The organism is Endozoicomonas sp. 4G (genome assembly GCF_023822025.1).
Classification (GTDB): domain Bacteria; phylum Pseudomonadota; class Gammaproteobacteria; order Pseudomonadales; family Endozoicomonadaceae; genus Endozoicomonas_A.
On the sequence record NZ_CP082909.1, the window covers coordinates 3,946,634 to 3,968,405 of the forward strand.

Here is a 21,772-nt window from a genome sequence, read left to right on the forward strand (position 1 = left end):
CAAACCAACACACACAATGAGGTTTGAAAATGGTTTCGTGTTTACGACAGAGGGTGGCTGTTCTGTCACCTTTATTTGCTGCTATGGCAGTTTCTTTCCATGCCGGTACTGCTCACTCTGCGGGTTACGGTGTTCATGAAAACTCGGCGAGCTACCTGGGTACGGCGTTTGCCGGCAAGGCTTCTAATCCGCAGGATGCTTCCATCGCGGCTAATAATCCGGCGGGGATAGCTTACGTTGAAGGTACTCAGATTTCTGTGGGGTCTGCGGTTATTTTTAAGGGTGGGGAGTTTGAGGGCAAACATACTGCACCTAATTTGTTAGGTCCTTCAGAAACGGTGGTTGCCGAAGGCAAGACAAAAGATTTCCAATCACAAACCTGGGTGCCTTTTGGGCATTTTGTTTTCCCACTGAACGAGCAAATCAGCTTGGGGCTCAGTGGCTACTCTCCTGATGGTATTCAGCTGGATTATGACGAAGATTGGGCGGGTCGTTACTTTGCCAAGAAAACCAGCGTTAAAACCATCAACCTGCAAGGAACCGTTTCCTATAAATTTCAGGAAGACCTTTCTATTGCGTTTGGTTTGATTGGCTCCTATGTAAAAGGAGAGTTAACCCAAAAAACGGATCTCACTAATTTCATGGCTCCCAATTACCCTGCTGCAGAAGCGAAGATTGATGGTGATGCTAAAACTCTGGGGTGGACAATTGGAACACTCTGGAGAGTGAATGAGAGCACTAATTTGGGGTTGGCCTATTTCTCACAACTTGACTTTAAACTCGATGGCGATGTAAAGGTTGATGGTATTTATCCCGTGACTAAGGAGCCAGTTCATTTAAAATCAAAAGGAAAACTTGATATCACCATGCCAGAGAAAGCAACCCTGAGCCTGACCCACCAGCTCAATGATCAATGGACGTTGATGGCGGACGCCACCTGGACCCGTTGGAGCCGATTCAAAGAATTTTATGTAGAAGCAGATGCCCCTACCTTGTCCAGCTATGTACCCATCAACTGGAAAGATGTCTGGGCGTGGAGCTTAGGTGCATCCTGGCAGGTGGTACCAGAGTGGAAGCTGAGGATAGGCTATATGTTCGATCAATCGCCTGTAGATGATGAAAATCGCACTGCCCGCACACCGGATTCGGATCGCGACTGGTTTACCTTCGGAGCCAACTGGAAGCCTGATCCCAGTTTCTCCATTGATGTTTCCTATGCTTACGTTAATTTGAAAAAAGGCAAAATTGATGAAAACAAACACTATACACCGCCCAATCAAGGCGGTGTGATAACGGATTATGGGGTACTGACGGGAGAATATAACAACAGCTCCCATATCCTGGCTGCACAGTTGAATTATATTTTCTAGACTTTTTGAGCCTGAAGCCCTGCCTCGTCAGGCAGGGTTCTGGTTTACTGAATGAACCCAGAGAATTTTTCAATGAAAACAGCTCGGGTCTTTCTCCTGAAGAAGCTTTTGTTTCTTCTCTATCCAATCACCCTGTGGCCTTGTGGCTGTTTATGGGCCTATGACTACCCCATTAAAGACCCCTTTCTGGCAACCGTCGTAGGCACCCCACCCGAGCAACAGGTGAAGCTGAGTCACAATACAATTCGCGAGGCCATTTTAGGACTGCCTGATAAAACGGTTAAAGGTGCCCCGGATATTTTCTGGAATGTAATCAAACCCCGTTTCAAACTGGCCTGGCAGGAAAAGCCTGCTCCGCTGATATTTATCATTGCCGGCACCGGCGGTCGTTTCGATACCAGCAAGGTCGAGTTTCTGAAAAAGGTTTATTACCAGGCGGGCTTTCATGTTATTCAGATCTCATCGCCTGCCAGCTACGATTTTGTTGTTTCCAGCTCCCGAAATCATCGACCCGGTCTCACTCAACAGGATTCAGAAGACCTCTATCGTCTAATGAAAGCGTCTGTCCGGCGGGTACGCACCTTTAAAAAAATAGAGATTAATGGCTGGTATCTGACGGGTTACAGCCTTGGCGCTCTCGAGGCAGCGTTTGTTGCCCGGCTGGATAGCGAACAGAAGGTGTTTGGCTTTAATCGTGTACTGTTGGTCAATCCTCCGGTTGACCTGCGGCGCACCATGGACAGTCTTGATCGCCTGCTACTGGTGGATGTGCAGGGCGTTGATAATGCAACCACACTGTTTAATCACTTCTTTGACAAGCTGGCTGCTTATTTACGCACTCATAAAAGCATTGACCTGGATGAATCCCTAATGGCTCAGGTAGGGAAAAGCGCTTTTGACATGAGCAGGGAAGAACTGGCACTGCTGATCGGTGTTGATTTCAGGCTGGTGGTCGCGTCCCTGTATTTCACTGCCAGTGCTATGACCTGGGACGGCAACCTGATTCCCAGGGGCTTTAAACTAACCCGAAGCGATAGCCGAACCCCTTACCTTAAACGAGCCATGTTCTGCAGCTTTGAATGCTATATGGATAAGATGTTAGTACCCTATGCCCAACAGCAGAAGGGACACCCTGATCAGCAAGAAGCCCATTCAATGCAACGTGCTCTTATCTTTGAGCAAAGCGGTTTGCCCCACCTTGAGTCCTGGCTGAAGACTGCCCGGCATGTGGGCGTGATGCACAATGTGGATGACTTTATTATTGATAAGAAAGGGCTCGACTTTCTTTACGATACCTTTGGCGGTCGGATAAAAATTTATCCTGCCGGTGGGCATATGGGCAATATGAAATACCATCAAAATATACGGGATATGCTCAGGTTTATAAAAGGTAAGGGGTTTCCTGATGCTTAGAGCCGGATTCCTGTTCCTGCTGCTTTCTCTGACGGTTTGCCATGTTTTGGCTGATCAGCGTATCCCCTATTCGGATCCTATGGAGACTCTGAAGTACAGGGTCTCCGATCATGAGCTATTGGAAGACTGGCATTACAATATGAGTACACTGTCGTTTATGGACGTTTATGATCCACTGGAGTCCTTTAATCGTGAGGTGTTTGCTTTCAACCGGGAGTTGGATCGCTATTTCCTTGAACCCATCATACAGCTTTATGAAACCGTGACGCCGTTTTTTGTTCGGACAGGGGTCGCTCACTTTTTTCAGAATCTGAAAGAAGTTCCGACCCTGATGAACAACCTGCTTCAGCTCGAAGGTAAACGAGCCGTTAAATCAGTCGGTCGATTATTCATTAATACGACTCTGGGCGTGTTGGGTTTTTTTGATCCTGCCGAGAGTCTGGGGTTGCCCCACCAGCGCAACGAATTTGGTACGACACTGGCAAAATATGGCGTGGGGCCCGGACCTTATTTGGTGGTTCCGGTGATTGGCCCATTCAGTTTGAGAGATGTGAGTGGTCTGGTGGTTGATCTGGCGACAGAAAATTATATTGATTTTCTCGATGTGCCTTCACAGGTTTTTTCCGAGCCTGCGCCATTTGCCATCTATGGGATTAACTATCGTTATACCGTGCCCATGAGCTATGACGATTTCAGCTCGCCCTTCAGCTATGACATCATCCGCCTTCTGTATACCAGAAAGCGGGCGTTGGAAGTGGGAGCTGGTCAGTAGCGGAAGAGCAAAAATCAGGCTTCTTTGCGGATAAACACCCATTCCTTGTCAGTCGACATGGCTTCGTTGTAACGGTAGCCCTCGTAATCAAAAGCTTTCAGGTCATCGACTTTTTGCAGGTTGTTATCAATGGCATAACGACACATCAGGCCCCTGGCCTTTTTCGCGTAGAAGCTGATGATTTTGTACTTATCGCCTTTCCAGTCCTTGAAAACCGGAGTAATAATCTGACCTTGCAAGCATTTGGGTTTAACGGCCTTGAAGTATTCATTGGAAGCCAGGTTAACCAGGATATCGTCTTTTTGGGTGGCTATTTCTTCGTTCAGTTTGTCCGTGATCTGTTCGCCCCAGAATGCATAAAGGTCCTTACCTGCGCTATTGGCAAATTTGGTGCCCATCTCCAGACGGTAGGCCTGCATCAGGTCAAGAGGCTTCAACAGACCGTAGAGCCCTGAAAGAATACGCAGGTGCTTCTGAGCATAATCAAACTGCCCGGCATTCATGGTTTCAGCATCAAGCCCGGTGTAAACATCGCCTTTAAAGGCCAGAACCGCCTGTTTGGCATTTTCCGGGGTAAAAGGCTGCTGCCAGGCCTGGTAACGGGCTACATTCAGCTGCGACAGTTTGTCGCTGATACTCATCAGGCTGCCAATATCTGCCGGGCTGAGTTCACACAATTGATTAATCAGATTCTGAGACTGATCCAGAAATTCTGGCTGGCTGAACGTGTCAGTCACCGGCGTGGTGTCATAGTCCAGGGTTTTGGCGGGCGACACAACAAAAAGCATATGGGTTTTCTTCCTTAGCACTATGGCTCCCATCCTAGTTGAGAGCGGAGGGGTTTGGTAGTGATTTTTCTCTATGATGTTGATAGCTAATAAGATCGAATAAGGTTCAACAGCTCGGTTGTTTTCTCCTCCATCAGGGCTTGATCTCCCCGGCTTTCGACATTCAGTCGAACCAACGGTTCGGTGTTAGACATTCTGAGATTGAAGCGCCACTCTCCCATATCGACGGAGATGCCGTCAGTACGATCAATATCAGTCGCATCTTTTTCATACACCACCAGAATAGACTCAATGGCCTGAGCTGGATTATCAAGCATGCTGTTGACCTCCCCGGAAGAAGGGAACTTAACTATTCGCGCAGCCACCATCGAAGAGAGCTTCTGACCTGTCTGAGACAATAGTTCTGCAACCAATAGCCAGGGAATCATGCCGGAGTCACAGTAAGCAAAGTCTCGGAAGTAATGGTGGGCGCTCATTTCCCCGCCATAAACAGCGTCTTCTTTGCGCATTCTCTCTTTGATAAATGCATGACCGGTTTTGCAAAGCACTGGCTCCCCTCCGGCACTTCTAACCTGATCAATGGTATTCCAGCTCAGTCGTGGGTCATGAATGATCTTTGCGCCCGGCGCCTCATTCAAGAAAGCTTCCGCCAGAAGACCTACGATATAGTACCCCTCAATAAACTGCCCCTTTTCATCGAACAGGAAGCAGCGATCAAAATCACCGTCCCAGGCGATTCCCATATCAGCCCGATGCTCAAGAACCGCATCACGGGTAGCCTGACGGCACTCGGGCAGCAACGGGTTAGGAACGCCATGGGGAAAGTGACCGTCAGGCTCATGATAAACCTTGATAAATTCAACGGGGATTGAAGCGGATTGAAAACGGGCTTCAATGGCATCAATAATAGGACCTGCGACACCGTTACCGGCGTTAACCACCAGCCTCATGGGCTTTAACTGGGCTGGTTTGATGTAGCCAAGAATCTGATCAATGTAGGCATCAAGAACGCTGACTTTTTGGTAATGACCCTGCAAAGAACGCTCTGTTACCAATGAGTCGTCGTTTAATGGTGCAGTAACAAAGGTATCTTCGACCAGCTTTTGTATCTCACGCAAGCCAGTATCACCTGACACCGGTTTACTTTCTGCCCTGACCAGCTTCATACCATTGTAGTCTTTGGGATTGTGGCTGGCCGTCACCATAATGCCACCGTCCACTTTCAGGTGTGACGTTGCGAAATAGATTTCTTCCGTGCCGCATAGACCGATATCCAGAACATGGACTCCGCCCGATCTCAGGCCACGACTCAGTGCCGCTTTCAGGGAAGGGGACGAAAGGCGCACGTCACCACCGATAACGACGGTGTCTGCTTTCAAGTATTCTGCGACAGCGCGACCGATACGCCAGGCAATGTCTTCATTGAGTTCATCCGGGATGCGGCCCCGGATGTCATTGGCTTTGAAGCAGTTTGTGGGGGTCATTCATAAAAATCCGTTTCGATGGATGGTTTGATCATTTCGGTAAACTCCCGGCTGTGTTGGAGAGACTCGGGTAGTTATATCAAGTCTTTGGTAGTTAACCCAGAGGTTTTGACTCAACTATCCCTCCGGCAGCCTGCAAAGCCGGGAGCCTATCAATGGTTGGCGAAAACTCTGTTGCTGTCCTATAAATAATGCCTTCTGAAAACAGAAGATACTGGTAACACATCAGTTTCAGTTAACTTGATTGTGGACAAGAAGATGAAAACATCCGGTAAACTAATACCGTTATTCTCGTGCTTATTATTTTTATGTTCAGTTGCTCATTCAGGCTTGACAAGAGAAGAGCAAAGGACTGACAGAAGCGCATGACTTCCCGGTCTCTTTTGCCCTTGAGGTTGAGGTCTGAGCCGCCTTTGCAGGGTCCGATGGCATTTTTAAATTGAACCCGGTAGCCACGGTTGACTCTTATATGTCCTTCGTCGTCTTCTCAGCAAACTCCGAAACTGATGATCCGGTTCGGCTCTGTTATTCTTTCAAGAATGCGGGCATCAATGTACCCAGAGTGATGGGATGGGAGTGACATCGCTATGACCACTTATACCTTGTTTCAATTCACGCTCCCGGGATGGGAGCGACTGATTGCATACCTTAGCGGGGCGGTTTGATGAACCTTGGCAGAAGTGCCCAGAGTCAAGGCTTACAGGGGATTAACTCGGCAGCCGGGTTGGAAAACCAGCGCAACCCCGGTCAGTCCGGTGGCCGTGCTGAAAAGGGGCACGTCGGCGGGATGGCACAGGCGATGCCACCGTCCATGAGCGAAGGCAGGTAGGCGGATGTGGGCGATGCGGTGATGGTGGCTATCGGTGGGTTGCGTAACCTTGATAAGCGGTTACAGAAAATGGAGCAGCGCCAGAAAGGTTAGCTTTCTGGCAGGCCGTTTAGTGGATACCAGTCTTCGACCATCATCTGATCGTAAGACCAGGGGCATGTATCTGGAAAACTATTTTCATTTAAAAGCTGCGCTTTACTGTGTGAATATTGATTCATTCCACCAATAGCATCTTCTTTGCCATCTGGATAGGCTTTAACTATGGTATCTTCAATATAATTTTTCAAAGAGCTGTTACCATCAATAAGTTCATTAATGTCCCGCCTTGTTCTTTTTATTGTCCCCATCCATTTTTTAATAAAATAATTATTACAAGAATCTTTTAATACGGTTGTTTGATAATCGCACTTGAGTAAATAACAGATTAAAGTAGCTAACCTCCTTCTTAGTTCACGGAGTTTATCATTTATACCCAACTTCAATTCCTCAAGTAAATTATCAAGATCAAGTTCATCAAACTGTTTATTAGCCAGTAAACCCACTTGCTCAGACAACCATTTATGATGGTCAGTTTCGTATAAGCTCTTCATCGTTTTACCTCAACTGGATACCCTGTTAAAAAGTAAGCGCTCATTTGAGGACATCTTCAAAAATCACAACCTGACTGTCAGTCTTTCTCCTGCAAACAACGCAGGAGATGCAAAGCATGAATCAACCAACAAAACCCTTTACCCGTCTCACCCCCGAACAGTGGCAGCAGATTATTGACCAGCAAATGGCCAGCGGCTTGAGCCAGAAAGCTTTTTGCCAAACTCAAAACATCAGCCTGGCCACCTTCACAAACTGGAAACGTAAACTCAAGAGCGATGCTGGCATTGACTCTGCCAATGTCATTCAGACTTCTGAGCGGGAATGGATCGAACTCCCAAATGAGCTTACTGAACCTCCAGCCAGCCCGGACTGGCATATCGAGCTGGAGTTACCCGGTGGTGTTATTCTTCGTATGCGTCATTAATCATGTTTTACCCAGAATCACAGGTGCGGGTCTGGCTCTATAACCGCCCCACCGATATGAGAAAGTCATACGACGGCTTGTCTGCTCTGGTGAGAAACAAACTGGAAGAAGATCCTCTCAGTGGCCAGCTATTCGTGTTCATCAACCGCAAGCAGACGCAATGCAAGGTCCTGTATTTTGACCGCAGTGGTTACTGTATCTGGAGCAAACGCCTGGAACAGGGACAGTTTCATGCCCACGCCGGAGAGGCCCACAAGAAGCGCTTGGAATGGACCGATTTGAAACTGATTCTTGAAGGCATTGATACCCGCTCTGTTCAGCAATATAAACGCTACAAACATCAACAGTCTGGTTACACAACTGAAGCATAAAACCGCTATCTTTAGTCGTCATGAATTTACCTGCTCCCACCACCGCGCTTTCCAGCCTGCAACTGCTTCAGCAGATGCAGGCGCTGTTAGTGGAACGGGATCAGAAGTTGGTGGAACGGGATCAGAAGATCGCCTCCCTTGAGCAGCAGTTAGCCTGGTTTAAACAACAGCTGTTCGGTGAAAAATCGGAAAAGCGCCTGATTGAGAACCCCGACCAACTGTCATTAGGTGAAATCCTCCAGGACAAACCCAAAGAGCAGGAAGTCCCTACTGAAACCATCACTTACGAACGCCGGAAAAAGAATCGCCCCGAAGACTGCGTGACTGATCAGGGTCTGCGTTTTACTGAAGATGTACCGGTCGAACTGATACCTATGCCTGCTGTCGAAATGCAGGGAGAAGATGCAGACCAATACGAAGTCATTGATTACAAATACACCTATCGCCTGGCACAGCGCCCCGCCAGTTATGTCATCCTGAAATACCAGCGCGAAGTCGTACGCCACAAGCCCAGCCAAACCCTGACGACAGTAGCCGCACCCTCCGGCCTGTTTGATCGCAGCTTTGCCGACGTCAGTTTTATCGCAGGCCTGCTGGTCGAAAAATACCGTTTCCATGCGCCTCTTTATCGCCAGCACCAAAAGCTTGAATCCAGCGGTATTACCATCAGCCGTGGAACCCTGACACACCTTGAACAACGCGCCGGACAGCTGCTCAAGCCCATCGCTGATGAAGTACTCAACAGCTGTCTGGAAAGCCGGGTTCTCGCTCTGGATGAAACCCCTGGCAAAGCAGGTCGTAAAAGCAAAGGCAAGATGCAGAAAGGATACTTCTGGTGTTTTTATGGTGACCAGGATGAGATGGCCTTTACCTTCTCTACCAGTCGTTCTGGCAGAGTCGTAGAACCCTATCTGAAAGAGTTTGGGGGCACCTTACTGACGGATGGTTACCCGGAATACGACCGCCTGTGTGTAAAATACCCCCAGATCACCCACGCCCAGTGCTGGACACACAGCAGGAGATACTTCGTCAAGTCACAGGATGCAGAGCCGGAAGCCACCAAAGAGGCGCTGGACTGTATAGGTGCGATCTATAAAGTCGAAGACGAAATTCGCAAAGCAGAACTGCAAGGTGAAGAAAAACGGGAATACCGTCAACAGAAAGCCAAACCTCTGGTTGACCAGTTCTTTAACTGGCATGAGAAACAACTGCAACGCCTTGACCTGATGAAAAGCAACCCACTGAGTAAAGCCCTGGGCTACGTAAACAAACGGGAAAAAGAGCTACGGGTCTACCTGGATGATCCGAATGTTGCCATTGACACCAATCACCTGGAGCGTGGCCTCAGATGTATCCCAATGGGCAGAAAGAACTGGATGTTCTGTTGGACAGAGGAAGGCGCAGACAATGTTGCTGTGTTCCAGACGTTAATCGTCAGTTGTCTTCTTGCAGGCATTGATCCTTACAAGTACTTCGTCGATGTGCTCCAGCGTATCAGTCTCCATCCGGCTCGAGATATCCGAGAGCTAATCCCGCGAATTTGGAAAGAGAAATTCGGGGCCAATTCGTTAAAATCCGATCTCGATAAGTAGGGGGAGTCTGCCCCCTGCTTGAACGCTTACGCTGCAGAAGAAGTTGTAAAAAATCATGGAGAAGAAGCGACAAAGACCATCAGCCAGAAAATACTGGGTGATACTGGAGCCATGTACTTTGGCTATGTCATGGCTGCATACACTGCGTATGTAGTAGCGGTCATGGTAGTACAGATGATTTATGAATGTGAGACAGAAGAGTTTGAGCTTGCGGCAAAAAAAGAGGTTAAATCCTGTACTTATGTTGGATCGTATTGTGACAATGAGGTACTCGGTCTTTGCATTGAAAAAAGAGAAGCTTATTGCTGCTATAACTCACCACTTTCAAGGATTATAAATGAACAAGCTATACCTCAGTTAGGCCGATCATTTGGTAGTCCTGAAAACCCACAGTGTGGTGGAATCGCAATGGATGAAATTGACCAAATAGATTGGAGTAAAATTGATCTAACAGAATGGATGGGATTGTTGGCCGTCAGTGATATGTTGCCTGATATAAACAGCATTGATCTAAACAGTGTGACTGGTAGCGGTAATGTTCTGAATATTGACGGTGAAAGAACTGATACTCTCACCAGAACCGAAGAGCGACTTGAAGATACTAATGTGGATCAGACAAGGAAAGATCTGGCAAGAAACATGGCCTTCTCTGTCTGCCCTGTAGGGAGCAACAAGGTTGGCGACTCTTGCCAGTACGTAACAAAAGAGCAGGTTGAGGCGATTAAAACGCCGGTGTACCAATGCCCAGCAAATTACACATTATCAGGAAATCAGTGTGTTGGTTCCCAATGGCAGTACCAGAACAAGGTTGTTAATTATTATGCCGAGCTGCTTGCTTGTGCTCCTATAAGTGGACAGACTGCTAGTTTTGATCATGTTAATAATCAATGTATTTATAAAGCATCACAAAAATATATTGTTGATTGGGGGAAAACCTATACTTGGACTTATCCGTGGGGTCTGAGTTGGGATTGGCTCGTATCGGTTGTATCACCATATACTTGCGAAAATAAGTACTCAGATAATGTTGATGTCGATGCATCAGTTGATGTATGGAAACTCAATAAACCATATTATACGGAAGGTAACTGTATATTACAGTCGGACCTTGGAAGGCAAAATGCTTTAGTTATGGTGAGTGGGAAAGACAGCTGCCCATTTGGATATCAATGTTCAGTTAGTAATGCGGCAAGCGATCAAACCATAGAGGAATACTGTCCTTCTGGAACAGAACCTTATGGCAACCTGTGTAGAAAAGAAGTCCCAGAAACGGTTGCGGCATCATTTGTGAAGTATAATTATTCTTGTAACGATGGCTGGACTTTAGATGGTGAAATCTGTGAGAGAACTGTAATAACAGAAGCACCTGCTGAGGAATTAAATCCTTTGAGCCAGTTATGAATTAAGTAAACAATAAAAGCCCCGATTATTTAAAGTCGGGGCTTTTTATTTTAAGAGTTTTCCTCCTTTACGAAATAAAGAGTCTTACCCTGGTCAAGAACAACTGGTATTTGTAATTTCTTTTCTCCTTCGATTCTTGTTTTGCCTGGAGCCAAATACATAAATGCCCATTTAGGCATGTGCTTGCTCATTCCTTGCAATATTTCGAATTGATTAAGTTTTTCTTCACCATACTTAAATAGGATTCTTGTATGGTTTATGGAGTATCCCTCAAATATGTAGCTTTTATCAGATCCATTGGAAGCTACAAAATCCGGTGCAGATCCCTCTTTATGTGATATAACTTCAATTTTAATGTAACAGCCTTCCTTTAATGAAGAAAGCTCTTCAAGCTTATTACAGTCCCTGCTGCTATCAAAAACTGCGAATCCAACATTAGCTATATGATCGGGAATAACCATTCTGTATTCATATCCAAGATCATCAAGCGATTGCGAAAGCGCTGAGGCTAGAATATCTCGGAATGAGTTGTTTGGCTTGTTGCCTGCGATATCATCAGGCATCCACGCAAAAATGCTGTTCCTAGCAGCTGTATCTTCAGGCCCAAACATTGTAGACAGAAGGTTAAGTCCTGCTGTTTGCAAACCACCCAGTCCTGGCAGAGGAGCGCCAAAACCGGAGACAGCAAAGGCAGCATCAGCCGCACCAGACTTCATCAGAGTATTGACGGTATCTTTTGGTACTTCTGTATCTTTCAGGGTAGATTCTATACCAGTGGCATTAACAAGGTTGAGAGCACGGGATTTCTCGGGGTCATACTGAGCAGGACCTTTGCTTGCACACCCTGTAACCAGAAGCATAACGGCTAAGGCTGAAGTTGTATTTTTTAGACTTATCATGGTTTCTCCAAAATTATTTTTTTTCTAATCCTACTGTCTATCTTACAGGCACAAAGCAACATGCAAGTCCAGTAAGCCAATGATAGATAAAAAAGTAACTGAAAAGAACAGGTTTATATGGGAATTATTAAGTTTTAGGCATAGTCAGAAGTGATTAACGCGGGAAAGAATTGCTGCTTTAGGCCAGCTACCTTATTTCAATTACTTAAAAGTAATCTGGCTCAAGCCGCTGGCCATTTGCCGGTCAATAATCTGCTGCCACTGTTCGGGGGTGAGACGGGTAAAGGGTTTTGTTGGTTGATTCATGCTTCGCAACTCCTGCGTTGTTTGCAGGAGAAAGACTGGCAGTCAGGTTGTGATTTTTGAAGACGTCCTCAAATGAGCGCTTACGTTAAAAATACCTCCATAGCCCTACTACTGTAGGCAAATAACAGAAAGGACGCAAAATGAATTACCAAAGCACAGATGCCTTCGCCGGGGGCTTTGCCCGAGAGTTCGGGCTGGTCAACTCAGCCATCGAAAGCAAAGAGAACCGTCAGTATCGGAAAGAAATGATGGGGATGCAGCGGGTTGAGCATGATCGCAAGATTCGTAAGGAAGATATGCTGGATAGGGTCAATGTGCTTCAGGCATGGGAGCTGTTGAACCAAAGCGAAAATCCAGAAGAACGGCAACTGGCAAAGGACACTTTGGAGCTTTCAAACTTTCCTGATATTCCTGATCCTGTCTCCAGGATCCCCCCGTACCCCGTAACTACATTACGGGGCCATTTGAGCAAAACTGATTTTTAGTTATTACACAACACCATAAGCCAGCATGGCATCAGCGACTTTCTTGAAACCGGCAATGTTAGCACCACGAACATAGTCAATGGTTTCACCTTCACCCCGACCATACTTAATGCATTGGTCGTGTATCCGTTGCATGATGGTTTTCAGGCGGTCTTCCAGTTCTTCCTGAGACCAGGACAGTCTCATACTGTTTTGAGTCATCTCAAGGCCAGAAACGGCAACGCCTCCGGCATTGGCTGCCTTGGCTGGAGCAAACAGAATATCGTTGTTCTTGAAGACTGTTACCGCTTCCAGGGTGGAAGGCATGTTGGCACCTTCGGCAACGGCCTTGCAGCCATTTTTGATCAGATGCCCGGCATCTTCCTTATCCAGTTCATTCTGTGTGGCACAGGCAAAGGCCACTTGGCAGGGAATATTCCAGACTTTGGAGCCGGGTAAAAACTCGCAGTGGAAGTGTTCTGCAAACTCCTGAATTCTTCCCCGACGATTTTCTTTCAGGTCGATCAACCAGTCCAGCTGTTCTTTACTGATGCCTTCGGGCACGTGGATGGAGCCAGATGAGTCAGACATGGCCAGCACCAGACCTCCGAGCTGCATGACTTTCTCAGCGGTGTACAGTGCAACATTGCCGGATCCTGAAATAACACACTTTTTACCTTCCAGAGAGCTGCCGTGCTCTTTCAACATTTCTTCCATAAAGTAGGTTGTGCCAAAGCCAGTAGCCTCTTTGCGAATCAGGCTGCCACCGTATTCAAGCCCTTTACCCGTCAGAACGCCCTGGAACTCATTTTCCAGACGCTTGTATTGACCAAATAGATAGCTGATTTCCCGACCCCCGACGCCAATGTCGCCAGCAGGAATATCCGTGTATGCACCGATATGTTTGTGCAATTCAGACATAAAGGACTGACAGAAGCGCATGACTTCCCGGTCACTTTTGCCCTTGGGGTTGAAGTCTGAGCCCCCTTTGGCGGCGCCCAGAGGCAGCGTGGTCAGGCTGTTCTTAAACGTTTGTTCGAACCCCAGGAACTTAAGCGTGTCCAGAGTAAGATGGCTGGCGAATCTGAGTCCGCCTTTGTAGGGCCCGATGGCATTATTAAATTGAACCCGGTAGCCACGGTTGACTCTTATATGTCCTTCGTCGTCTTCCCAGCAGACTCTGAAACTGATGATCCGGTCCGGCTCTGTCATTCTTTCAAGAATGCGGGCATCAATGTACTCGGGGTGATGGTTGATGTAGGGAATAACACTTTGGGCGACTTCGTAGACGGCCTGATAGAAGTCAGGTTCGTTAGGGTTACGCTTGGCCAGCCCCTGCATAAAGTCATCGAGGTCCAGCTTGTTGGTGAACATGGTGCAAACTCCTTGTGGTCAGCAGTGTCGTTGATACAAAGCGACGAATAACAGGATAAGGCTTTAGGGAGAGGAAAGTTAATGATTAATTTCTATGGTCTTGATAGCCAGACGATTAAGTCTGGCTATCTCTCAGGGGTTGATGAAAATGATTACAGGTTTTCTTCAGCGTATGCGGCCAGTGGCGAGCGTGGGACTCCCTGTAATTGCACTGCGCCACCGTGTGGAAAGTTTTTAAATCGTTCAGTCATATAAGTCAGTCCTGAACTGGTAGGTGCCAGATAAGGGGTATCGATCTGGGCCAGGTTGCCCAGGCAAATAACCTTACTACCAGAACCCGCACGGGTGATAATGGTTTTTATCTGGTGCGGAGTCAGGTTCTGACATTCATCAATAATGATCAGGCTCTGCTGAAAGCTTCGTCCCCGGATATAGTTCAGGGATTTGAAGTGGAGAGGTACCTGCTTGAGAATGTAGTCCACACTGCTGTTGGTGGATTCATCGTCATAATGCAAGGCTTCGAGGTTGTCGGTAATGGCACCGAGCCAGGGCTCCATTTTCTCCGCTTCAGTACCTGGCAGGAAACCAATGTCTTCATCCAGCCCCCGTGTTGAGCGGGTCGCTATGATGCGACGGAACTGTTTGGTGGCGACGGTCATCTCGATCGCAGCGGCCAGGGCCAGAATAGTTTTACCTGAACCCGCAGCACCAGTCAGGTTGACCAGATGAATATCGGGATCCAGTAACAGATTCAAGGCTATGGCCTGATGAATATCGAGTGGCTGAAGCCCCCAGGCTTCCTGACTCATTAATGATTCACGACAGAAGTGTTGTAACTGGACTTCGTCCTGGGTGATGGCGTTTACCCGGGCTACAAATCCAGTGTCGTCCAGGAAAAACTGGTTCAGATAAATATCGCCACCGAGTTCTTCTTTCAACAGTCGGTGGTAGGTAATACCTTCCAGCTGTTCTGTCTGAACCTGGGAAACGCGATCCCAGAAATTGCCTTCAAACAGTCGGTAACCTTTATTGAGTAAACCAATATCAGAAACCAGCTGGTCGCTGTGGTAATCCTCCGTTGGAATTCCGCATCCCCTGGCTTTGAGACGCATATTGATATCTTTGGTGACCAGGATAACCGATGCCCCCGGATGGGTTTCCTGAAAATAGCAGATATCGTTAATGATACGGTTGTCGTTATTGCTGGTGGGCAGTGTGGTGATGTTTTCTACATGATGAGAGCTCAGGATTGAGAGAGTACCCTGAGGCTCTGACTTATTACCACGTCTGATAGGAACACCTGCTTCGATCTCCGAGGGTGAGGCAGTACCCAGTATCTGGTCAATCAGTCTGATGGCCTGCCGACAGTCAGCAGCGATGGTTTGCTTTCCGTTCTTAAGCTTGTCCAGTTCCTCCAGAACGGTCATGGGGATGAGCACCTGGTGCTCTTCAAAGTTAAGGATTGAGTTGGGGTCGTGTATCAGAACATTGCTGTCAAGAATGTAGGTGGTTGTTTGGGTTGAGATGATCGGCCTGGCTTCCAAGGCATTTCCCATAGGCTGCGTCCTCGTCCTTTTTTTTGGATCTCTCATGTTTAATCTTTATCGAAAAGTGACCACTCAGCAAGCTTAAATTTCAATTAGAAATAAAAAATTTAAAATACTGATTTTATTGTTTTAATAAACGAAATTTAATTCTAAACTTAAAAGATTACATTCCTATTTCTGCTAGATAGCACGCCCAAAAACGGTTCCAACCTCCCTCCTTCAGATCACTTTTCAGGGCTCTTTGTACCGGGTTAAGAGGCTTTGGCCAGCGAACCTTTGGTTGAACATTCGCTGGCGGTGAACGCATTTTAATGCTTGTTTCAGAGACTTATTTCAGAAGAGCTTCAGGTGGATATTCCAGATTGAGTTTGGCACCCAGCATGTCTTCGAGATCAGGAATCAGGAAGGAATCTTCTTCACAGGCAAAGCTGATACTGGTTCCGCTGGCACCAGCCCGTCCTGTCCGGCCAATACGGTGGACATAATCTTCCGGGTCTTCGGGCAGGTTGTAGTTGATCACATGGCTGATGCCATCAATATGAATGCCACGACCAGCAACATCGGTAGCCACCAGCACCGTTAACCTGCCATTCTTGAAGTTATCCAGCGTCCTGAGCCGCTTATTCTGGGGGACTTCACCGGAAATCTGGTCTGCTTTGAGGCCTTTCTTTTGCAGTTTTTCAGTCAATCGACGGGTTTCATCCCGGCGGTTGGTAAAGACAATCACCCGCTCCAGATTGTTCTGATTGATCAGGTTGGTCAGGAGCGGGACTTTCTGCTCATTAGTGACGATATAAACCTTCTGGTCGACGGTCTCTGTGGCAACACTCTCTGGCTCGATTTCAACTTTAACAGGCTGCCAGGTCCACTGTTCACCGAGTCTCAACACCTCATCCGTGAAGGTGGCCGAAAACAGCAGTGTCTGGCGATCGCCGGGGCGGGGAGTCATCCGAATAATGCGTCGAACCTGAGGAATAAAGCCCATATCCAGCATTCGGTCAGCTTCGTCTATGACCAGTGTTTCGGTCAGGTCCAGATGCAGGTCTTTACGTTCGCAGTAATCCAGAAGTCGGCCAGGCGTGGCCACCAGAATATCAATGAAGCCACTGCTCATGCGGCTGCGCTGCTTCTCGTAATCCATGCCACCGACAACGGTCAGCACGTTCAGGGGCAGGTATTTGGTCAGGGCTTCCGCATCCTGACCAATCTGCAATGCCAGCTCCCGGGTGGGGGCAATGATGACGGCACGGGGCTCGCCAAGATAGCGTTGATCCGGTGCTGGAATATCAATTAATTGTTTAATGGTGCTGAGCAGAAATGCGGCTGTTTTACCCGTACCGGTTTGAGCTTTACCAATGGCGTCTCTGCCAGCCAGTGTGCTGCCCAGTACTTCGGCCTGAATGGGGGTGCAATACTTGAAACCCAGCTCCTGAATGGCTCTCATCAGTGGATCAGGCAGATCAAAGTCATGAAAGCGGGTTTTACCCTGCTCGGGCTCTACCTGAAACTGGCTGATATCCCAGGAAGGCTCTGGCTTCTTATGGGCTGAGCGATGAGAACTGCGAGGATGATTACGTCGGGCTGTATTCCGGGACTTGGGGGTTCTGGATTGGGTTCCGGCCGCTTTGCCGCTTTTCTTCCCACCCGGTTTGGAGGAAGGACTTTTGGGGGCCGTTGAAGACGTTTGTCCACCCGATGGGGGCGCTTTTTTCTTTCTGAAAAGACCTAGTAGACCACTCAATGCTTTAATCTCGTTCCAATACGGTATCGTTATCCCGGTTTTCAGCGTGGGGCTGACATGCCCTGAGCGCGGCTCGGGACCGGGGATTGAATCTGCTGATGACGGGTATCTCCGCCCTTGTGTTAAAGAGTCGGGCAAACAGAGAGAGAAAGAGGCCTTCAGGTAGCTGTCTGTTAACAGTCAGGTATCTGCTCAGCAGCAATGCGCCGCAGGAAAACGGATTTATCAGGCTGCGGCATACCACAAGGATTCTAAGGTATCTGGCGGGTGATTGCTAAATTGATTACTCATCGAGGTCGCTATCAGGGTGATTGTCTTGCTCTTCGTGGTTTCTTTTGCGCATAAAGAGCTTGTTCAGCTTGTCTTTTTTGTTGACTGTTCTCAGTTTTTCACGAACTTGCCGCTTATAGAGCATCATCATCAGATCCTGATCGGGCATGAGTTTGATGGGACGGTCCCTGAAAAAGAAGAAGGTGTATTCTTCGGCAAACTTCCGGTCTCTGGCAACCTGCGTCTCGCTCTCCGGGCTCTTTTCAGAGTCCAGAGCCAATAAGCTCATCACGTGTTGCACTGGCGCTAATTCCATAGGACACCTCAGTTTCAGGCCGCTAGACTTCGTTACCCATGAAAATCCGATGACGATGGTCACATGGACTCTTTTTCATGAGAAATTGTTATAAAAATACTCAAGTTCTTGTAATGCAGCCATTAGACATAGGTCTTGGGGAATGGTTCATTATTAGTTACAGATTTCAATCAGTCCGAACGGACTACAGCAAAAACCAAAGGCTGTGTTATAAAAAGACCAGCTGCCTATAACGGCTCGTAGATCAGGATTTTATTATGTATTCCAAGCGTCCAAAAGATACCCCCAAAAACTCCTCATTCTCAGAGTTCATCAGGAACGCAACCTACAGCGAAAAGAAGAAAGTTTTCATGCGTGTTCTGGATGAGGCTGCCAAGAAGCAGCAGGCCATCATCAAAGCTGCTGGTATGTGATTGACCCAGGAAGCATTCTTTCAAGGCTGGAGGACGCCTCCTGCTGCACCTCTTTGTCAGCTGGGAACTCTGACCAAAGTACTGGCCAGACTCCCTCTCATTTCTCAAAGCCCGGAAACAATATCCTTACTGAATGACTTCTCGCAATAATGACACTTCAGCCGAATATCATCGTCTTTTTCCCGAAGGTAGAAATAGCTGCTGACCGGCTCATTGTGCGTAATGCAGTTTGAGTTAGGGCAGGGAAAAGCGCCCCTGAGCGTCTCGGGAACCGTCATGCTGAACTTTTCAACGACATGGTATTCGTCGATGACATTAATGGTGGCTCCCTGGGCAAACAGAGCCAGCTGGCTGGCCTCCTGTTCAGTGAACTTGAGGTCAGTCACCTTGATAATGTCTTTGCGACCCTGAGCCTTGCTGGGCAGGTTGAAGCCGACGGTGATGCTGACATCGGAGTCCAGCAATTGCAGGCGATCCAGAATTTTAACACCCTGACCTGCCGGGATATGGTCAATGACGGTGCCTTGGCGGATAGCCTCAACCTGAAGCTTGTTGGTCATCGCAGTGTCTCCCTCAGATACTTTCGTTCAAAACCAGGGCCAGCAGCGCCTGACGGGCATAGACCCCGTTCTCAGCCTGCTGAAAATAGTAGGCATGAGGCGTGTTATCGACAGCCACTTCTATCTCGTCGACCCGGGGCAGGGGGTGAAGAATTTTCAGGTTTTCTCTGGCTCCTTCCAGGCTTTCGACCCCCAGAATATATTTGGAAGCCATGTGCATATACTCAGTTTCATCAAAGCGCTCTTTTTGCACCCGTGTCATATAGAGAATGTCAGACTCAGGCACCACCTCTTCAACGCTCTGGGCCTGGCAGTACTGAATGCCTTTTTCGTCGAGTTCTTCCAGCAGATAATCGGGCATCGAAAGCGCATCGGGCGCAATAAAGTTAAATTTGGCACCGAACAGTGACATTGCCTGAACCAGTGAGTGAACGGTTCTGCCGTACTTGAGATCACCGACAAAAGTAATGGTCAGACCATCCAATGTCCCTTGACATTCTTTAATGCTGAACAGGTCCAGCAATGTCTGGGTCGGGTGCTGGTTAGCGCCATCACCGCCATTAATAATGGGAACATCGGAGAATTCAGAGGCCAATCGCGCCGCACCCTCCTGTGGATGACGCATAACGAAGGCATCGGTGTAGGAGCTGATGATTTTGACGGAGTCAGCCAGCGTCTCACCCTTTCTGGCCGAGGTACTACTGCTGTCAGAGAAACCAATCAGGGTTCCTCCTAATCTCTGAACAGCGGTTTCGAAGGAGAGACGGGTGCGGGTAGAAGCTTCGAAGAAACAGCTGGCAATCACCTTACCCTTCAGCAGGTCAGGACGAGGCGTTGTTTTAAGCTGGGCGGCAGTTTCCAGAATCAGTTCAAGGTCTGAACGATCCAGGTCTGCTATGGAAATGATGTCCCTTAGATAGAGCTGATTTTCCATCAAAAATTACCTGTAGGCAGGCCTTCGTGGGCAAATTTCAGGACATTCTACCGATGCCCAATCCCAAATCAAGCACGTGTTGGCGCTCATTTTCTGTTTGGTTGGGGACTAATGGAAACTCATGGCGTCTTCTCTGGCTTGTACCACCAGCTATTCAGGTCAAGCCAGTAAAGATGATCTTGTGGCGGGTGATCAAGGTGATGCCAGTGGGCCAGATGCGTCTTTTGAGTATGCCACTTGGGAATAACATAGTGCCCCCACATCAGTACACGATCCATCGCCCTGACCATGGGGATTAGCTGTTCATAGCTGTCTGCTTTTGTTGTTTCGCTCAGTAAATGGTCTATGACCGGGCTGTTGATGCCGATAATGTTCCCCGCCTGCTTTTCCATCACGACCTGACTGCTCCACATATGATACAGCTCATTGCCCGGGTAAGTGGACTGCCAGAAATACCAGTCTACCAGTTCGAAGTCGAAATCCCTGACCCTTTTTCGGAACAGGCTTTTGTCCAGGGTCTGAATATTCAGTGTTATGCCAAGGTCAGCAAGACTCCGGCGGTAAGACAGTAATAATCGCTCCTGTTTAGGGTCGTCGGTCAGAAGGTTAAGCGTCAGAGGTCTGCCTGAGTCTGCTTCTATCATCCGGCCATTTTCCAGCCGGTATCCTGCGCTTTTAAAGAGGGCCAGTGCCTTCCTGACATTCTCTCTGTTTTTACCACTGCCGTCTGAAACAGGGAGAGCGATAACCTGCTTGAACAGTTCACTGGGCAACTCCGCCCGAAACGGTTCCAGCAATTTAAGCTCTTCTTCTGTCGGCAGGCCTTTGGCTGAAAGTGGCGAGTTGGGAAAAAAACTCATAGTGCGCTGAAACTCAGAATTCAGCAGAGTCCTGTTAATCCATTCAAAGTCGAAGACCATGATTAACGCCTGACGAAATGCCGGGTTTTTGAACTTCTCCCGACGCAGATTAAAGGCCAGGGCACTCATACCGGTTGGATAGCGCATTTCAATGTCTTTCTTCAGAACCCGACCGGCCTTAACCGCTGGAAAACTAAACGACTGATACCACTGCTGGGTGTCGGTCTCCTGATAAACATCATAAAGTCCGGCCCGGAAACCTTCGGCCATGGCCTGACGGTCACGATAATAATCCACCCTGATTTCGTCGAAATTATATCTCCCTTTCTGGCTGGGAAGATCGACGGCCCAATAATCCCGGACTCGCTCAAAAATGAGGTACTGACCTGTTTTGGCCCGCTTAACCTTCAGGGGGCCGCTGCTCACCGGACTGTCCAGGTGGCGATCCTGAAAGTTTCGGTTGTGCCAGTAATGATGAGGGAGCACGCGCAGATAGCCCAGCAGGGCCACCTGCTTCCTGCTGGGTTTGTCCATATAAAAAACAACCCGGTGAGACGACGTTTCTTCAACTCTGGTGACGTTTTTGTACAGGTTTTTCAAAAAGGGCGAACCTTCCTTTTTGAATAACTCAAAGGTGAAGACAACGTCTTTTGAAGTGACGGGATGGTTGTCACTGAAGGTTGCTGCCGGATTGATATGAAAAGCCACCCAGCTGTAGTCGTCGGGGTATTCCACGGCTTCAGCCAGTAAGGGGTAAAGGGAGTGCGGCTCATCAGCCGAGCGGGTCATTAATGAAGCATGGGTGTGGTAAATGTAATCAGGCGCAGTTCCTTTGCTGTTAAATGGGTTCAGGGTATCGAATGTGCCTGTTCTGGCCAGTCTCAGAACACCACCTTTTGGCGCATTGGGGTTGGTGTAAGCAAAATGAGTGAAGTTGTCTGGATACTTGTGAGTACCAATCAGGGTGAAGGACTTTTCGATATGGACCCCACTCTGAGCCGCCAGAGAGAACATTAGACAGAGGCTTAGGAGAATACTTCTTATCATGCCAAT

21 protein-coding genes and 1 pseudogene are annotated in these 21,772 nt (G+C 48.0%); 10 read left to right on the plus strand and 12 right to left on the minus strand.

Annotation, left to right across the window (positions count from 1 at the left end; translation table 11 throughout):
- The first annotated feature begins 29 nt into the window (after positions 1–29).
- From K7B67_RS15325 to K7B67_RS15335, 3 genes are all read left to right on the plus strand, one after another.
- Positions 30–1,370: a TonB-dependent receptor gene (locus K7B67_RS15325; RefSeq protein WP_252176763.1), complete on the plus strand. Its 1,341-nt coding sequence runs from the start codon at positions 30–32 to the stop codon at positions 1,368–1,370.
- A 72-nt stretch (positions 1,371–1,442) separates the two neighbouring features.
- On the plus strand, positions 1,443–2,783 hold the full coding sequence (locus tag K7B67_RS15330) for a hypothetical protein (protein WP_252176764.1): 1,341 nt from the start codon (positions 1,443–1,445) through the stop codon (positions 2,781–2,783).
- On the plus strand, positions 2,776–3,555 hold the full coding sequence (locus tag K7B67_RS15335; protein WP_252176765.1) for a VacJ family lipoprotein: 780 nt from the start codon (positions 2,776–2,778) through the stop codon (positions 3,553–3,555). Before K7B67_RS15330 ends, K7B67_RS15335 begins: the two co-directional genes overlap by 8 nt.
- Before the next feature lie 14 nt (positions 3,556–3,569).
- Here K7B67_RS15335 and yaaA read toward each other — a convergent pair whose 3' ends face one another.
- The 3 genes and pseudogenes from yaaA to K7B67_RS23995 form a co-directional block, all read right to left on the minus strand.
- A complete protein-coding gene (gene yaaA / locus K7B67_RS15340; RefSeq protein WP_252176766.1) occupies positions 3,570–4,343 on the minus strand; it encodes a peroxide stress protein YaaA in 774 nt (257 codons plus the stop codon).
- A gap of 86 nt (positions 4,344–4,429) precedes the next feature.
- Positions 4,430–5,827, minus strand: a complete 1,398-nt coding sequence (locus K7B67_RS15345; RefSeq protein ID WP_252176767.1) for a phosphomannomutase CpsG — start codon at positions 5,825–5,827, stop codon at positions 4,430–4,432.
- Positions 5,828–6,173: 346 nt separating this feature from the next.
- A pseudogene (locus K7B67_RS23995) lies at positions 6,174–6,368 on the minus strand (Glu/Leu/Phe/Val dehydrogenase dimerization domain-containing protein); the annotation flags it as partial.
- 123 nt (positions 6,369–6,491) lie between these two features.
- Here K7B67_RS23995 and K7B67_RS15355 point away from each other — a divergent pair.
- Positions 6,492–6,656 (plus strand): hypothetical protein, encoded by a 165-nt coding sequence (locus K7B67_RS15355; RefSeq protein WP_252176768.1) that lies wholly within the window; start codon positions 6,492–6,494, stop codon positions 6,654–6,656.
- 89 nt (positions 6,657–6,745) lie between these two features.
- Here the strand turns inward: K7B67_RS15355 and K7B67_RS15360 are convergent, their stop codons facing one another.
- A complete protein-coding gene (locus tag K7B67_RS15360) occupies positions 6,746–7,246 on the minus strand; it encodes a DUF29 domain-containing protein (RefSeq protein ID WP_252176769.1) in 501 nt (166 codons plus the stop codon).
- A 116-nt stretch (positions 7,247–7,362) separates the two neighbouring features.
- Between K7B67_RS15360 and K7B67_RS15365 the strand changes: the two genes are divergently transcribed.
- From K7B67_RS15365 to traN, 4 genes are read left to right on the plus strand one after another with little or no spacing between them, the layout of a single operon-like run.
- The gene (locus K7B67_RS15365) at positions 7,363–7,671 is read left to right on the plus strand and encodes a transposase (RefSeq protein ID WP_252176770.1); all 309 of its coding nucleotides are present in this window, start codon (positions 7,363–7,365) and stop codon (positions 7,669–7,671) included.
- Between the two features lie 2 nt (positions 7,672–7,673).
- Positions 7,674–8,042 (plus strand): IS66 family insertion sequence element accessory protein TnpB, encoded by a 369-nt coding sequence (gene tnpB, locus K7B67_RS15370; protein WP_252176771.1) that lies wholly within the window; start codon positions 7,674–7,676, stop codon positions 8,040–8,042.
- 20 nt (positions 8,043–8,062) lie between these two features.
- A complete protein-coding gene (locus tag K7B67_RS15375; RefSeq protein WP_252176772.1) occupies positions 8,063–9,634 on the plus strand; it encodes an IS66 family transposase in 1,572 nt (523 codons plus the stop codon).
- Positions 9,635–9,652: 18 nt separating this feature from the next.
- A complete protein-coding gene (traN, locus tag K7B67_RS15380; protein WP_252176773.1) occupies positions 9,653–11,035 on the plus strand; it encodes a conjugal transfer protein TraN in 1,383 nt (460 codons plus the stop codon).
- A gap of 50 nt (positions 11,036–11,085) precedes the next feature.
- Here the strand turns inward: traN and K7B67_RS15385 are convergent, their stop codons facing one another.
- Positions 11,086–11,934: a hypothetical protein gene (locus tag K7B67_RS15385; RefSeq protein ID WP_252176774.1), complete on the minus strand. Its 849-nt coding sequence runs from the start codon at positions 11,932–11,934 to the stop codon at positions 11,086–11,088.
- Positions 11,935–12,380: 446 nt separating this feature from the next.
- Here K7B67_RS15385 and K7B67_RS15390 point away from each other — a divergent pair, with 446 nt between their 5' ends.
- Positions 12,381–12,725, plus strand: coding sequence for a hypothetical protein (locus K7B67_RS15390; protein ID WP_252176775.1), 345 nt, complete (start codon positions 12,381–12,383; stop codon positions 12,723–12,725).
- Positions 12,726–12,728: 3 nt separating this feature from the next.
- Here K7B67_RS15390 and gdhA read toward each other — a convergent pair whose 3' ends face one another.
- The 4 genes from gdhA to K7B67_RS15410 form a co-directional block, all read right to left on the minus strand.
- Positions 12,729–14,078, minus strand: coding sequence for an NADP-specific glutamate dehydrogenase (gdhA, locus tag K7B67_RS15395; RefSeq protein ID WP_252176776.1), 1,350 nt, complete (start codon positions 14,076–14,078; stop codon positions 12,729–12,731).
- 152 nt (positions 14,079–14,230) lie between these two features.
- Positions 14,231–15,634: a PhoH family protein gene (locus K7B67_RS15400; RefSeq protein ID WP_252176777.1), complete on the minus strand. Its 1,404-nt coding sequence runs from the start codon at positions 15,632–15,634 to the stop codon at positions 14,231–14,233.
- Positions 15,635–15,953: 319 nt separating this feature from the next.
- A complete protein-coding gene (rhlB, locus tag K7B67_RS15405) occupies positions 15,954–17,141 on the minus strand; it encodes an ATP-dependent RNA helicase RhlB (RefSeq protein WP_256484869.1) in 1,188 nt (395 codons plus the stop codon).
- 508 nt (positions 17,142–17,649) lie between these two features.
- Complete coding sequence (locus K7B67_RS15410; protein ID WP_252176779.1) at positions 17,650–17,952, minus strand: hypothetical protein; 303 nt, start codon at positions 17,950–17,952, stop codon at positions 17,650–17,652.
- A gap of 257 nt (positions 17,953–18,209) precedes the next feature.
- Here K7B67_RS15410 and K7B67_RS15415 point away from each other — a divergent pair, with 257 nt between their 5' ends.
- Positions 18,210–18,365 (plus strand): hypothetical protein, encoded by a 156-nt coding sequence (locus K7B67_RS15415; protein ID WP_252176780.1) that lies wholly within the window; start codon positions 18,210–18,212, stop codon positions 18,363–18,365.
- A gap of 104 nt (positions 18,366–18,469) precedes the next feature.
- Here the strand turns inward: K7B67_RS15415 and pyrI are convergent, their stop codons facing one another.
- From pyrI to K7B67_RS15430, 3 genes are all read right to left on the minus strand, one after another.
- On the minus strand, positions 18,470–18,925 hold the full coding sequence (pyrI, locus tag K7B67_RS15420) for an aspartate carbamoyltransferase regulatory subunit (RefSeq protein ID WP_252176781.1): 456 nt from the start codon (positions 18,923–18,925) through the stop codon (positions 18,470–18,472).
- A gap of 13 nt (positions 18,926–18,938) precedes the next feature.
- Positions 18,939–19,859: an aspartate carbamoyltransferase gene (gene pyrB, locus K7B67_RS15425; RefSeq protein WP_252176782.1), complete on the minus strand. Its 921-nt coding sequence runs from the start codon at positions 19,857–19,859 to the stop codon at positions 18,939–18,941.
- A gap of 119 nt (positions 19,860–19,978) precedes the next feature.
- The gene (locus K7B67_RS15430) at positions 19,979–21,766 is read right to left on the minus strand and encodes an extracellular solute-binding protein (RefSeq protein ID WP_252176783.1); all 1,788 of its coding nucleotides are present in this window, start codon (positions 21,764–21,766) and stop codon (positions 19,979–19,981) included.
- Positions 21,767–21,772: the final 6 nt, after the last annotated feature.

Coding starts and splice junctions, on each gene's coding strand:
- K7B67_RS15335 (WP_252176765.1), top strand. CDS start 2,776: ATGCTTAGAGCCGGATTCCTGTTCCTGCTGCTTTCTCTGACGGTTTGC.
- K7B67_RS15390 (WP_252176775.1), top strand. CDS start 12,381: ATGAATTACCAAAGCACAGATGCCTTCGCCGGGGGCTTTGCCCGAGAG.
- K7B67_RS15360 (WP_252176769.1), bottom strand. CDS start 7,246: ATGAAGAGCTTATACGAAACTGACCATCATAAATGGTTGTCTGAGCAA.
- K7B67_RS15415 (WP_252176780.1), top strand. CDS start 18,210: ATGTATTCCAAGCGTCCAAAAGATACCCCCAAAAACTCCTCATTCTCA.
- tnpB (WP_252176771.1), top strand. CDS start 7,674: ATGTTTTACCCAGAATCACAGGTGCGGGTCTGGCTCTATAACCGCCCC.
- yaaA (WP_252176766.1), bottom strand. CDS start 4,343: ATGCTTTTTGTTGTGTCGCCCGCCAAAACCCTGGACTATGACACCACG.
- K7B67_RS15325 (WP_252176763.1), top strand. CDS start 30: ATGGTTTCGTGTTTACGACAGAGGGTGGCTGTTCTGTCACCTTTATTT.
- K7B67_RS15345 (WP_252176767.1), bottom strand. CDS start 5,827: ATGACCCCCACAAACTGCTTCAAAGCCAATGACATCCGGGGCCGCATC.
- K7B67_RS15410 (WP_252176779.1), bottom strand. CDS start 17,952: ATGGAATTAGCGCCAGTGCAACACGTGATGAGCTTATTGGCTCTGGAC.
- gdhA (WP_252176776.1), bottom strand. CDS start 14,078: ATGTTCACCAACAAGCTGGACCTCGATGACTTTATGCAGGGGCTGGCC.
- pyrB (WP_252176782.1), bottom strand. CDS start 19,859: ATGGAAAATCAGCTCTATCTAAGGGACATCATTTCCATAGCAGACCTG.
- K7B67_RS15400 (WP_252176777.1), bottom strand. CDS start 15,634: ATGGGAAATGCCTTGGAAGCCAGGCCGATCATCTCAACCCAAACAACC.
- K7B67_RS15430 (WP_252176783.1), bottom strand. CDS start 21,766: ATGATAAGAAGTATTCTCCTAAGCCTCTGTCTAATGTTCTCTCTGGCG.
- pyrI (WP_252176781.1), bottom strand. CDS start 18,925: ATGACCAACAAGCTTCAGGTTGAGGCTATCCGCCAAGGCACCGTCATT.
- K7B67_RS15375 (WP_252176772.1), top strand. CDS start 8,063: ATGAATTTACCTGCTCCCACCACCGCGCTTTCCAGCCTGCAACTGCTT.
- K7B67_RS15365 (WP_252176770.1), top strand. CDS start 7,363: ATGAATCAACCAACAAAACCCTTTACCCGTCTCACCCCCGAACAGTGG.
- K7B67_RS15330 (WP_252176764.1), top strand. CDS start 1,443: ATGAAAACAGCTCGGGTCTTTCTCCTGAAGAAGCTTTTGTTTCTTCTC.
- K7B67_RS15355 (WP_252176768.1), top strand. CDS start 6,492: ATGAACCTTGGCAGAAGTGCCCAGAGTCAAGGCTTACAGGGGATTAAC.
- K7B67_RS15385 (WP_252176774.1), bottom strand. CDS start 11,934: ATGATAAGTCTAAAAAATACAACTTCAGCCTTAGCCGTTATGCTTCTG.